The sequence below is a fragment of the Amycolatopsis sp. NPDC059027 genome (assembly GCF_042739735.1).
GTDB lineage: Bacteria > Actinomycetota > Actinomycetes > Mycobacteriales > Pseudonocardiaceae > Amycolatopsis.
In genome coordinates, this window is sequence record NZ_JBHYIK010000049.1 from 22754 (window position 1) to 34171 (window position 11418).

Consider the following 11418-nt stretch of genomic DNA (forward strand, 5'->3'; position numbering starts at 1 on the left):
AGCCCGAACCGTCCTTGTTGGACTTCCGCGAGCACGTCCTTGGCAACCAGCGGATTCGCCGGGCCGCGACTGGCGCTCTTGCGTCCTCGTGCGGGCGGGCACTGCCGTCCCGAGGCGGGCTGCGACGCCGCGGGGACGTTGCCGAATAGGCCGAGTTGTGCGGGGTCTGCGCGGCGAGTCATCGGATGCGCCCCCGTCCTTCGGCGCGGCCGAATTCCTGGTTACGGAACTCAGTGATCCCGAGGACCAGGCCGAGGCCGACGCAGCCGAACACCACGGCCGTGGTCCAAAACAGCGTGCCAGCGCCGTAACCGAGGTAGATCACCAGCAGCACGAGCGCGGCCGGGATGCCGTACTTCGCGTACAGCCCGATACGCCACACGTAGAAACCGAGACGCCACATAGCTTTATGCCCTTTCTGGATTCAAGCGCCGACACGGCGCACCTTGGTCAGCGCGTCTTGAATGAGCCCGGACGCGTCAAGCGCCGCTCCGTACTCGTCCTCTCGGATCACCACGTCGAAGTCGACCGAGCCGACGCGCAGCTCTACCTCTTCACGGACAGCGTCGGCCCACACCGCCGCGTCCTCGTACGCCGTGGACAGTGCGGCCATCAGCCGGTCGTAGTAGTCCTCGCGGCGGCTCATCAGGCCACCGCCGCTAGTGTGGGGCCGTCGGTGGCGGGACCCCGGTGGATGAACGCGACCATCGCGTCGATGTCGTGATCGTCGGTGTAGGCGGCGCGGACCCGTTGCGGGGTGCGGCTGCGCTTGCGGACCACGTAGCCGATACCGGCCGTGTCCGGGCTGTCCGGGATCTCGTCGGCCAGCGCGCCGCGCAGCCGGGCACCTTCCCCGAGCACCATGTCTACATGCGCCTGTGCGGTGACGCGCATGCAGATACGGACCGGGAACAGCTCCCGCACGGGCACCGTGTCCTTGGTGGGCTCCTGCACCAGCGCGAGCGCGGAATGATCGGTCACCCTGCCCTGCGAGGTGATGATCGCCAGGTGCTTGCGCACCGTCCGCGCGATCACGGCGTCGCCATAGGCCAGGATGGCGCCGATCTCGTCGAGGACCAGGATGTTCATCGGGTTTTCCCGCGACAGCGGCAGCTTCCGCACCCCTGCCGCCGCGCAGCGCTGCTGAGTAGCCCGCAGATCCTCCACGTAGGCTTCGATCACCTCGGCGCAGCGTTCCTCGGTGTCGCCGTAGGCGTGCGCGATCTCTTCGAGCTTGGCGAACTCCAGTTGCTTCGGGTCGCAGATCCACAGCCGCGCCAGTCCATCCCGCACCAACGGTGCCAGGCCCCGCAGGATCGCCATGACGATGGAGTTCTTTCCGGCACCGGTCGCCCCGGCGATAAAGATGTGCTTCCCACGGATGCCCTGCCGCCACTCGGTGCCGTACTCGGTCTCGCCGATGTAGATGTCGTCCGGGTCGACGGCGGCGGACTCGTCGGGCATGTCCGGCGCCGGGATCGGTTCGGTGAACGGCTCGGAACGTTCGATGATCAGTGCGATGTAGCCGGGCTTGACGCGCTCCATGGCGATGCGTTCCACCTTCAGCGTGTCGGCCAGGGTTTCGAGCTTGTCCTCGAACGCCCGCCTGCCCTGCCCCGCCGCCAGCGCCAGTGTCACCGTGTCGACCGATGGGGAGTAGGAGCGGACCCGGACTACCCGGGAGAAGCGTTCCTCGCCGGTCTTGCGGTCGATGACGTACAGGTCGCAGGCTCGCAGCGCCTTGTGGAACTTGGGTCCAAAGTAGACGGACCAGCGGCGGCGCCAGGCTCGCATCCGGGGTGCCGCGTAGTGGTCGAAGGTGTTGGGGTGTGCCCGGTACCAGACGCACAGCCCGGCAGCGGTGCCGCCGACGATGCCGCCGGTCGCGGTCCATCCCAGCTCCAGCCCGGAAACGGCCAGGGTGCCAGGGGCGAGGAAGGAGCCCGGGTGCCGGGCGGTCCAGGCCAGGGCCTTGAATTCCTTGCCGACACGGCGGCCGGACTTCGGGCGGTCGGGGGTGGTCTTCTTCCTCATTCGGGATCAACTCCTTGCGTGGTGCAACGAGAACGGCCCCGCGTTCCCTGGTGGAGGGTGCGGGGCCGATCACGTGCGAAACGTCGTAGAAACAGTCCGGTTAGGACGTCATCGTCGGGCGCGCGTCGAGCAGTTCGGTGATGAGCACGCCCATAGCACGGGCGGCCTTGTCGTGTGCGCTCTTGAATCCGTGCTGGTGCAAAGGCATTCCGCGCATGGCGTCCTTGAGCTGAGACAGCGCGGCGCTGAGATCCTCGGTGACGCGGTCGACCTGGTGTGCCATGTCAGAACCTCCACTCTCGTGAGATCAGCTCGGCCTCGTGCTTCTTGCCGAGCGTGCGCAGGTGGTCCAGTTCCTCGAACGCGCGCGTCCGTAATGCCTTCAGCTCATCCTGCGTGGCTGTGGTCCAGGAGTCGGCGGATGCCTTGTCGTCGACTGTCGCGATCAGCTTGTCCACCTCGCCGAGGATCTCGCCGATCATGTCCAGCGCGGCCGTGAACGTCGCGTAGCGTTCCTGTGCCCGCCGGTTCAGGACTCCGATCTGCATGTCAGGACCACCTCTCCGGGCAGTTGTTCAGCGACCAGGCCAGCCCGTACAACTCGCCGACCAGGTTGCGCACCCAGCGTCCCGCCTGAAGCTTCGCGTCCTCGGGAAGGTCGCTCACGCGGATACGTTGGTACGAGGCGTTGACGTCCTCGATCAGCTTCGTGATCTCCTGCATGGGGTTCATCCTTTTCGTGTGGTGGCCGTCAGTTCGGCGGCCGTCTTCAAGTCGGCGGCCAGGAACTTGACCGCGTTGCGCACAGCCATCCGGATGTCGCTGTCCGGGTGGGCTGCCTCGAACCTGTGATACGCCGCCGTCGCGGCCGTGATGATGTCGAGAATTTCCGGCATCGCTGGTCAGTCTCCGTTCCGGATCACGCACTGCGCGTGCTTCAGGCCCTCGCAGAAACCGGCCTGCCAGCCGAGATCCTCGGTCGGTTCGGCGAGGGCTTCGCGGCGTTCCCGTTCCAGCCGGGCGGCCAGGCGGCGGATCACCACGCCGATGCGGACCGGGCGGCTCACCGTCGCCCCACCTTCAGCGCTACAGCCAGCCCGCCGACCAGCGCGAGCCCGCCGAGCACCGGGGACGCCACGATCAGGCAGCTCACCAGCGTCAGCCAGAACACGTACGGCAGAATGTTCGCGATCATCGTTCTTTTCCTCCCATCACGGGTAATACCATTGCCTCGTGCACACTTCGCACGTCGCGATTCCATGGACCACGAAGAACTTCGCGGCGCAGACATGGTCGGCTTCAGTGGTCCCCCGACTCGTAGATCCGTTCACACGGCTGGCACGGCGGCCCCAGCAGCAACGAGAACGTGTCCGTTGTGTACTCGCCGTACTCCGCCTCGGCACCGCACAGTGCCGTGATCCATCCGTTCCAGAAACTGTGGTCTGCGGTGCGGTGCACCACGTTGTCGTCGGCCATCACGCGCCCCGCTTCGGCCCGTAAGGGTCGTAGGACGACAACCCGCCCCGACCCGCGAAAGTGCCCACCATGCTCCTACTCCCTTCACTCGAACCGTTCACTCGTCCTCGTCTTCAGCGGCGAACTCGATCCCGCATCGTCCACACAGGATCGGCGCCTCGATCAGCGTGCTTTTCGCGACGCGGATCTTCCGGTCACACCCGCACGTCGCCACCGCGAGGTTGCTGCTACGCGGCTTCCCCGGCAGCACCACTTCCGCGTGCCGGTACGCGACCAATGCCTCTTTGATCCGGCCCACCTCAGCGCGGTACACATTGGACGTTTTCGTCGGGACGCACGTCACCGACCACCCGATCGCCGGGTCCTCTTCCAGGATCAGGCCCAGTTCCTCGCCGAGAGCCTTGAAACGCTTGTTGTGATACCGGCCCTGCCGCGACGTGTCCTTGATCTCCCGGGTGTGCGCCACCCCGTGCGCGGCCTCGTGCAACAGAGTTCCGAGAACCTCTTCCGGGGACCGTTGCAGGCCCTCGCCGGAGATGAACAGTTCCGGCACCTTGTCCGTATCCCCGACGTGCCAGCGTCCCGCCGCGAAGTGCCCAAGGACCTTGCGGCCCTGCTTCACTCCGAGGGTGCCCGACCCAATCGTCACCACCACGTCCGGCACATCCGGGTGACGGCGACGGATCGCGGACCACGTCGCGGCGAACGCCGACACCAGCCGAGCCGTCACACACTCCGTTGTGTCCACCATGGACTATCCGCCTCCCACTTTTGACACTTAAGTGTCAAAGCTCCGAATCCTGGTAAAACCCCAAGACCCCCGGGAAAATGACCCCGGGAACCAAGGCGCGCCACCACAAAACGGCGCGGTTCTCAGAAAAACGGCGCGGTTTTAGGCATAGATCGGCCCACTCTGTAATTCTCAAAGACCAGAAAGCGCGCTGGCCCGACTCGAAAACGGGCAGCCTGCCTACAGGGCAGCGCTCCAGGGTGCTTGTTCCCGCCACGGCCGGGGAGGGTTAGCCGCGCGGACCGGTCACCCACCGGTCATGAGGCCGGACTAGGCAGCGTCGCGGGCCGCGCCCGATCCGGCAGGCTTGAGTCCCTCCGCCTTGAACCACAGGCCCGACCCCGTGATCCGCCCCTCCGCGTTCCGCATCTCGTACGTGTTCAGCACCGGGCTGACCAGCTCCACATACGTGCCCTCCTCGAACTCGTCGCCCGGATCGGTCGGCAGGTTGACCTTGATCTCCTCGCCCTTCCCCTGCCGCTCCCCCGGCACCGGACGCGGCTTCGCGAACAGCATCACGATGTACTGCGGCTCCTTCGTCTTCTTGTCAAGCACAGGCTCCAGCTCCCCGTCCTTGTTCTCCTTCATCTTCACGGTCGGCGCCTCGGTGACCATGAACTTGTAGCCACTGCTGATGAAGGGGATGTTGTCCATGACTGCCTCCTGCCAGTGAGTCCAAGCATCCTCCCTAGGGTGACCACCCTGGGGAGGTTGTAGACCCACTATGCACCTCCCTAGGGAGGCTTGTCAAGGGTGTTCGTTGCGAGTCATCCGCGTCCGTCGCGACACGGCCGTCCCACCCTGGGGAGATCTCACTAGGGGGGCGTACCCTTGCAGGATGAAAGGTGGGTAGCCGATGCCGGAACGTGTGCCACTGAGTCGTCAGATCGCAGCCGACCTTGGGGACTTGATCAGGACCGGGAAGCTCGCGCCGGGCGCACTGATGCCGTCCGAGCGTGAGCTTATTGAGCGATATGGAACCTCGAAGAGCACAGCCAGCAAAGCCATCGCATTGCTCCGTGCAGAGGGGCTTGTCACAACCGAATTCGGGCGGGGAACCTTCGTCCGCAGTCGCCCCCCGCTTCGCCGCGTGTCTGCCGCCCGACGTCATGCCGAGCACAGGTCGTCCGGTAAGCCGATTTTCGACACAGAGGCGATCGAACAAGGACAGGTGCCCTCGCGGCAGATGCTGCTGATTGGCCGCGCCCAAGTTCCGCCGGATGCTGCCGAATGGCTCCAAGCAACCACCGATGAAGAAGTTGTCATTAGAAAGAGACTCCAATTACTCAACGGAAATCCTGCGGTAATCTCAACTAGCTACTACCCACTCTGGCTGGCCGCTAACACTCGGCTTGAGTCCCCAGAACCATTACCAGAGGGGCCCGACGAACTAATTGAAGCACTTGGACACCGCTTCTCGCGGGGAGTAGAAGTCTTTCGCGTTCGAATGCCAACAGCGGAAGAAGCCGAACTACTTCACCTAAGCTCAGGCACTCCAATTGTGCAAATGTGGGATGTTGACTACGACAACGAGGGACGGACACTTCAAGTCGCAGAGGACCTCTACGCGGGAGACCGACACGAATTCATCTACGAGTGGAGCGAAGGAGATATCAAGACGTGAGCCTGCAATGGCCCGAGAACTGGGAAGATCTCATTGCCGGAATAGGGTGCGAGATGTGCGAATCTGGCCGCCCGGATGACGATAAGTACGGTATCCGAGTTAGGGCGACCAAGAACACAGATGCAGTATTGCAGCGCGCAAATATTCAACAAGGCTACACGCTTGTAATCTGGCGCGGACGGCATGTCGCAGAACCTACGGAGCTAACAGATGAAGAGGCAGCGGAGTACTGGCTAGATGTTCTGACTGTCTCTCGCGCGCTGATTCAACACTATCGCCCTCTCAAGCTGAACTACGAGACGCTTGGTAATAGCCTCCCCCATCTGCATACACACTTAGTCCCCAGATACCTAAAAGACCCCACCCCAGGGCGACCGTTTCCACTCCTCCCAGTAGACGGCTCAGAGCCGCTCGTCCCAGACGATCAGCTCCAGTCAGACGCCGAAGCGCTACGTAGCCTAATGAACTGGCATCCGGAAGTTGACCAAGCAACACGTTAGACACTTCGGTTACCGTCACAGATCCTTCCCGCACCGGATCGATCCTCTTCGGACAGACTGCCCAGCACCAGCACAGAACCTCTGTGTTCAGAGTTTCTTTTCTTGTTCAAGGCGGCGCCGACGGCGCCGCTGATCCGGCCCTCATCAACCCGAACCGCCAGGCGCGGGCGTGCGGCTGGCGCCGGTCCCGCGCGGCGGTTCGGAGGCCGGGCAGCACCGCCGACGCCGCAGTAAAGAGGATGTCCTCGCCGGACGGGCAGGTCTCCGAGATGGAGGGGAGGCGCGCCCGTTGCGTCCGTGTGTGGCCTGCCGCCATCTCGTCGACCTCCCGTCGGGCTATCACGCCGCGTCAAGGGGCAGTCAGCAAGCAAGCGCCGGGCAAGCTCGAAGGTGCCCCTTGACGCGGCGCGATCGGGCGTTGCCAGGTCGACGAGATGGCGGAGAGGCCACCCACTTGTGAGTAAGCAGAGGACATCACCCCTCTAGAGTCCCCTTCCCGGGTGATGTTTGCAGCCACGATGAAAAGGACCACTCCGGCACCAGATACACAAATACCGAAGATCATTATTTCTTCCCAATCAAGCAAGACTCCAAGAAAGGCCACCGCAAGTCCACCAAAAAACAGCCATAACGAGACATTAAACATAGAAAAAGAGTCGGCTTGCGCATGGATTCTGTTACACGAGCGCACGCAACGACGACGAGCCGCAATGATCAGCAACAGTCACAAGATCAACACCACACATTACCCTCATCAATCAATGATCAAGAACCGCGAACATGACTCACCGATGACCAGTTGCTAACGCGAATCGCGCAGGTAACGACCCACACCAGCCATCGACGAGTAACCGCAAACAAGATCGAGTTCTAATCTCTAGGTCGCAGGTTCGAGTCCTGCCGAGGGCACACCGTGCCTGGTCAGGGCTTTCCCTGACCAGGCAGGCGATCCCCGCCGCAGGCCGGATGGGCGATAAACGGGCGATTTTCGCGCCGCCGCACACTTGGCGGTGCGCGATGACCGCACTGTCCACAGTGATCACCGTCGGCGATCGCGTGATCACCGGCACCCGCCACCGCGCCCGGCACATCGCCATCCGCCCCGGTGCGGCGGAGTACTGGCAGGTCTCGTGGTTGCCCGATCGCACCCTCGATCGCAACAAAGCAATAACGGCGATGGTGGCCATCGAACTCATCCAGCCGACCACAATCCTCACCGAGCCACACACCCTCGACCGCCGCTTCCACGTCCGCTCGCCCGAGTGCTGGTGCTCGCCGGCGTTCACGATCCCCGGTACCACGCCGGCGATGGCGTGGGTGGGTCCGCCGTGGCCGACGGCGACCCGATCGACGCCGAGGGCCAGCTGATCGAGGACCACCGGTGAGCCGCCGCGCGCCGACACGGCGCCTGACGGTTCGCCGCGCGCGGGTGGTTCTGCTCGCCACGGCGCCGCTGTTCCTCGTACTCGAGCTGCCAGCCAGGTGGTTCGCTCTCGACGGGTGGCGTACACCGGTACTCGCGGTGGCGACAGTCACGGTGCTGCCCGCGGCGCTCATCGCGTTCGTCGGCGTGTGGACGACGAACGGAGCAGGCCGATGAGCGGCCGTGAGGAACCGCTCGTGAACCCGCTGACCAGACAGCCGGCCAGCAGGTGAAAGCGAATCCGGCGGGCTGCCGGGGTGTGGCGCCCGGCGGCCCACGTCAGCGGCCGGTGAAGAGCAATCCCGCTTCCCGAGCTCGCAGCCCGGCCTGGAACCGGGTCCTGGCGCCCAGTTCGTTCATCAGGGTGGCCACATGCCGCCGGTAGGTACGTACCGACATGCCCAGCCGGCGTGCCGAAACCTCGTCGGTGCAGCCGCTGGCGAGCATCTCGCCGATCGCCGTGCGGAGTTCGGAGGACGCGACCTCGCCACGGCCGTCGGCACCGGCCACCTCGGACGTCGCCGTTTCCCACTGATGTTCGAACATCTCGTGCACGCGAGCGACGACCATCGGGTTGCGAACCAGTACCGCGCCCGCCGCGGGCTCGTCGCCGGGGCAGATCGACGCCAGCACCGCCCGGCGGTCGAACATGGCCAGACGGAACCACAGCTGTGGCAGGGAACGCACCTCTGCCCCGGCCTTCGTCACCTTGTCCGCGTACGACCGGAACGCCAGTTTGGACAGCACACTGTGCTGGACGATCACCCGTACCCCGATGCCACGCCGCAGCATGTCCATTTCACCAGGCAGTACGTCACCGAGGACCGTACCGCTGAGATGTGTCGTCGCGAACTCCGAAGAGCACTCGCCTGCCATCCGGTAGACCGCGATCCGCGTCGGCTCACCGGGAGCCAGGAAGGTGAAATCCTCACCCGAAGACTCGGCGTTACGTGCCTGTTCGTAAGCATTTCCCAAGTCCTGCAACGTTTTTCGGGTCTCCTCGATGAAGCGCTGCTTGGCGTACAGCTCGGAGAGCACCGGGGTCAGCAGTTCCGCCTCTGCCCATTCCGGTGACGTGGCACGGAAACGGCCGTCGGTGTCGGCAGGACGGACCAGACGCGCGGCTTCCAGCCGGGACAGCGCGGCGGCAGCGTGTTCGGGCGACATATCGGCCTCGCGCGCCACGAGTTCGGTGTCCAGCGTCTCGTAGCGCAGCGTCAGCCGGTACAGGTTCAGAGTTTCCTCGTCGATCGCGTGCGCCGACTGCATCGCCCGGTCCCTTCGCTGGCCACCACCGTGTTCCGCGATCGACGGTAGGACACCGAGAGGCGCGCGGCCCAGGTGCGAGCGGCGAAGTTGGGTGCAAAGCCTCAGTCCCTACGACTGAAGTTGTACTCCGCCGCCCGGATCACCCGCTCTCCCATCTCCCGCAGGTACTCCGCCAGCTCCGGCGGCTCCTGAACCTCGAAGTCGCAGCCCAGCAAGGCCATGCGGAACGCGATCCATTCCAGCGAGTCCGCCCTCGTCCGCAGCCGGCAGCTGTGCTCGTCGATCGGTTCCAGATCCGCCCGCACCCCGCCCATGCGCCGGCGTACCTCCTCGATCGGGGCGCGCAAGGTCACCACCGCGCGGTAGGTGGGCGACCGCTCGAACAGCTTGCTCGAGACGTAGGCGGCGGCGTCCTTGGCCGGCAGTTCCCGAGGCGTGGTCCGGACGCCGGTGAGGAACGGCTCCCGCATCCGGTCCGCCCGGAAGATCCGCCAGTCCGAGCGCTCGTTGTCCCAGGCCACCAGATACCACCGGCGTTTCGTCGACACGAGCCGGTGCGGCTCCACCAGCCGCCGCGTCTCGCTCCCGTCCGCCGCCTGGTAGTGGAAGCGCAGCCGCTCGTGCTGGGCCACCGCGACCGCTATCAGCGCCAGGTCCTCCGGGTCGACCTGCGGGCCGTCCCCCGGCAGCAGGGGCTCGGTGGCCGTGTTCAGTGCGTCGACCCGGTGCCGCAGCCGTGAGGGCAGCACCTGCAGCAGCTTCGCCAGCGCGCGAACCGAGGATTCCCCGATGCCTTCCACCGCGTGCCCGGCCGCCGTGCGCAGGCCGACCGCGATGGCCACCGCCTCCTCGTCGTCCAGCAGCAACGGGGGCATCGCGTGGCCGGCGACCAAGCGGTACCCGCCGATCGCGCCCATCGACGCCTCGACCGGGTAGCCCAGCTCACGCAGCCGGTCGATGTCGCGGCGGATGGTGCGAGCGCTGACCCCGAGCCGTTGGGCCAGCTCGCTGCCCGGCCATTCTCGCGGGGTCTGCAGCAGCGAAAGCAGGGCCAGCAACCGGGCGGGCGTGTCCGTCATGACTTCGAGTATCCCACCGTTGTGGGTCATGATCTGACCTACATGGGTTCTACCGTCGGTCGCAGCGACGACGAGGGAGAACGCCATGACCACCAGCCTGACCACCCCGACCAGCGTCTCCGGCTTCCTGCCGGCGGCCCAGCCGTTCGATCTGCGCACCTCGATCCGGTTTCTCCAGGGCTTCGGCGCCTGCAGGGGCGACCAGATCATGACCGAGGACACGCTGACCAAGGCGATCGCCCTCGGCGGCCAGGCCGTCGTGTTCAAGGTCAGCCCCGCCGACGGCGGCGTCGAATACGCATTGCACTCGGACCGGCCGATTTCGGCGGATCTTCGGGACGAGGTGCTCTTCAAGATCGACGGCTACCTGAGCCTGTCCGACGACCTCACCGAGTTCTACGCCCAGGCGGCGGGCGATCACCCCGGCTACGCGCGCTTGGTCAAGGCGCTCTGGGGGCTGCACCAGGTCCGGTTCCTGACCGTGGCGGAAATCGGTGTCTGGGCGGTGCTTTCCCAGCGCACGCCGAAGAACGTCTCCACCGCGCTCAAACGCCGGATCACCGAGCGGTTCGGCCGCACGATCCGCTACGACGGGCTGCAGTTCCAGGCCTTCCCCGAGCTCACGGATCTGCGGCAGCTCGAGGTCGACGACTGGCTGGCGATCGTCAAGAACGCGCGCAAGGCCGAATACCTCACCAGCCTTGTCGAGGGGTTGCTGGACATCGGCGAGGAATACCTCCGCACCGCCTCCTACACCCAGGCGACCAAGGCCCTTCGCGGTATCAAAGGAGTCGGCGAGTTCTCAGCCGCCGCGATTCTCCTGCGCGGGCTGGGCCGCATGGATTTCGTACCGCTGGAAATGCCGAACTTCGCCGACGCCACGGCCAGGATCTACGGCCCCGGATACGACAACCAGCGCCTGCGCGGCCGGTACGGCGACAATCTCGGCTACTGGGCCTACTATCTGCACACCGGCCTCGGCGCCCTGCGCGACGAAGCACTGGGTCCGGTCGCGTGCGGCACCGGACGATGACCTTTTCCTGTCATCGTGACGAGATGGACGCGACGGGTGAGCACGCTCGACCATTGACGGAATGAACTCTTCGATGAGCGGCCGGATGCCGGGCCCGTCGTGGCGTTATGACTGGGGGCGCGGGGCGCCGACGCCGCCGAGGTCTGTGGGTGCGCGGGGGGGTGTGGGGGGGGGTGTGGGGGGGGGGGGG

At 65.4% G+C, this 11418-nt stretch carries 20 protein-coding genes; 5 read left to right on the forward strand and 15 right to left on the reverse strand.

Annotated elements, in window-relative coordinates:
• The 13 genes from ACFWY9_RS29690 to ACFWY9_RS29750 all read right to left on the reverse strand — a co-directional run.
• Positions 1-182 (reverse strand): hypothetical protein (locus tag ACFWY9_RS29690; protein WP_378340421.1); only part of this gene is annotated, 182 nt, incomplete at its 3' end.
• Complete coding sequence (locus ACFWY9_RS29695) at positions 179-403, reverse strand: hypothetical protein (RefSeq protein ID WP_378340422.1); 225 nt, start codon at positions 401-403, stop codon at positions 179-181. The genes ACFWY9_RS29690 and ACFWY9_RS29695, both read right to left, overlap by 4 nt.
• A gap of 21 nt (positions 404-424) precedes the next feature.
• Positions 425-646, reverse strand: a complete 222-nt coding sequence (locus ACFWY9_RS29700) for a hypothetical protein (RefSeq protein WP_378340423.1) — start codon at positions 644-646, stop codon at positions 425-427.
• Complete coding sequence (locus ACFWY9_RS29705) at positions 646-2034, reverse strand: FtsK/SpoIIIE domain-containing protein (protein WP_378340424.1); 1389 nt, start codon at positions 2032-2034, stop codon at positions 646-648. The genes ACFWY9_RS29700 and ACFWY9_RS29705 overlap by 1 nt, the downstream gene beginning before the upstream one ends.
• 100 nt (positions 2035-2134) lie before the next feature.
• Positions 2135-2317, reverse strand: a complete 183-nt coding sequence (locus ACFWY9_RS29710; protein ID WP_378340425.1) for a hypothetical protein — start codon at positions 2315-2317, stop codon at positions 2135-2137.
• 1 nt (position 2318) lies between these two features.
• A complete protein-coding gene (locus tag ACFWY9_RS29715; RefSeq protein ID WP_378340426.1) occupies positions 2319-2582 on the reverse strand; it encodes a hypothetical protein in 264 nt (87 codons plus the stop codon).
• 1 nt (position 2583) lies between these two features.
• A complete protein-coding gene (locus tag ACFWY9_RS29720) occupies positions 2584-2757 on the reverse strand; it encodes a hypothetical protein (RefSeq protein ID WP_378340427.1) in 174 nt (57 codons plus the stop codon).
• A gap of 5 nt (positions 2758-2762) precedes the next feature.
• Complete coding sequence (locus ACFWY9_RS29725) at positions 2763-2930, reverse strand: hypothetical protein (protein WP_378340428.1); 168 nt, start codon at positions 2928-2930, stop codon at positions 2763-2765.
• A 6-nt stretch (positions 2931-2936) separates the two neighbouring features.
• Positions 2937-3101 carry a hypothetical protein gene (locus ACFWY9_RS29730; protein WP_378340429.1) on the reverse strand — a complete coding sequence of 55 codons (165 nt, stop codon included), beginning with the start codon at positions 3099-3101 and terminating at the stop codon, positions 2937-2939.
• On the reverse strand, positions 3098-3229 hold the full coding sequence (locus ACFWY9_RS29735; protein ID WP_378340430.1) for a hypothetical protein: 132 nt from the start codon (positions 3227-3229) through the stop codon (positions 3098-3100). The genes ACFWY9_RS29730 and ACFWY9_RS29735 overlap by 4 nt, the downstream gene beginning before the upstream one ends.
• A gap of 104 nt (positions 3230-3333) precedes the next feature.
• Positions 3334-3510, reverse strand: coding sequence for a hypothetical protein (locus ACFWY9_RS29740; RefSeq protein ID WP_378340431.1), 177 nt, complete (start codon positions 3508-3510; stop codon positions 3334-3336).
• Positions 3511-3607: 97 nt separating this feature from the next.
• Entirely contained in the window at positions 3608-4261 is a 654-nt protein-coding gene (locus ACFWY9_RS29745) for a hypothetical protein (RefSeq protein WP_378340432.1), read from the reverse strand.
• A 309-nt stretch (positions 4262-4570) separates the two neighbouring features.
• On the reverse strand, positions 4571-4954 hold the full coding sequence (locus tag ACFWY9_RS29750) for a hypothetical protein (RefSeq protein ID WP_378340433.1): 384 nt from the start codon (positions 4952-4954) through the stop codon (positions 4571-4573).
• A 202-nt stretch (positions 4955-5156) separates the two neighbouring features.
• Between ACFWY9_RS29750 and ACFWY9_RS29755 the strand changes: the two genes are divergently transcribed.
• The 4 genes from ACFWY9_RS29755 to ACFWY9_RS29770 all read left to right on the forward strand — a co-directional run bounded on the left by ACFWY9_RS29755 (position 5157) and on the right by ACFWY9_RS29770 (position 8024).
• Entirely contained in the window at positions 5157-5924 is a 768-nt protein-coding gene (locus tag ACFWY9_RS29755) for a GntR family transcriptional regulator (protein WP_378340434.1), read from the forward strand.
• 53 nt (positions 5925-5977) lie between these two features.
• Positions 5978-6424 carry an HIT family protein gene (locus ACFWY9_RS29760; RefSeq protein WP_378340446.1) on the forward strand — a complete coding sequence of 149 codons (447 nt, stop codon included), beginning with the start codon at positions 5978-5980 and terminating at the stop codon, positions 6422-6424.
• A gap of 1017 nt (positions 6425-7441) precedes the next feature.
• The gene (locus tag ACFWY9_RS29765; RefSeq protein ID WP_378340435.1) at positions 7442-7792 is read left to right on the forward strand and encodes a hypothetical protein; all 351 of its coding nucleotides are present in this window, start codon (positions 7442-7444) and stop codon (positions 7790-7792) included.
• A gap of 13 nt (positions 7793-7805) precedes the next feature.
• Positions 7806-8024 (forward strand): hypothetical protein, encoded by a 219-nt coding sequence (locus tag ACFWY9_RS29770; RefSeq protein ID WP_378340436.1) that lies wholly within the window; start codon positions 7806-7808, stop codon positions 8022-8024.
• A 102-nt stretch (positions 8025-8126) separates the two neighbouring features.
• Here ACFWY9_RS29770 and ACFWY9_RS29775 read toward each other — a convergent pair whose 3' ends face one another.
• Together ACFWY9_RS29775 and ACFWY9_RS29780 are read right to left on the reverse strand one after the other, a co-directional pair.
• Positions 8127-9116 (reverse strand): hypothetical protein, encoded by a 990-nt coding sequence (locus ACFWY9_RS29775; RefSeq protein ID WP_378330512.1) that lies wholly within the window; start codon positions 9114-9116, stop codon positions 8127-8129.
• A gap of 101 nt (positions 9117-9217) precedes the next feature.
• Complete coding sequence (locus ACFWY9_RS29780; protein ID WP_378340437.1) at positions 9218-10195, reverse strand: helix-turn-helix transcriptional regulator; 978 nt, start codon at positions 10193-10195, stop codon at positions 9218-9220.
• 85 nt (positions 10196-10280) lie between these two features.
• Here ACFWY9_RS29780 and ACFWY9_RS29785 point away from each other — a divergent pair, with 85 nt between their 5' ends.
• On the forward strand, positions 10281-11228 hold the full coding sequence (locus tag ACFWY9_RS29785) for a DNA-3-methyladenine glycosylase family protein (RefSeq protein ID WP_378330514.1): 948 nt from the start codon (positions 10281-10283) through the stop codon (positions 11226-11228).
• Positions 11229-11418 lie beyond the last annotated feature (190 nt).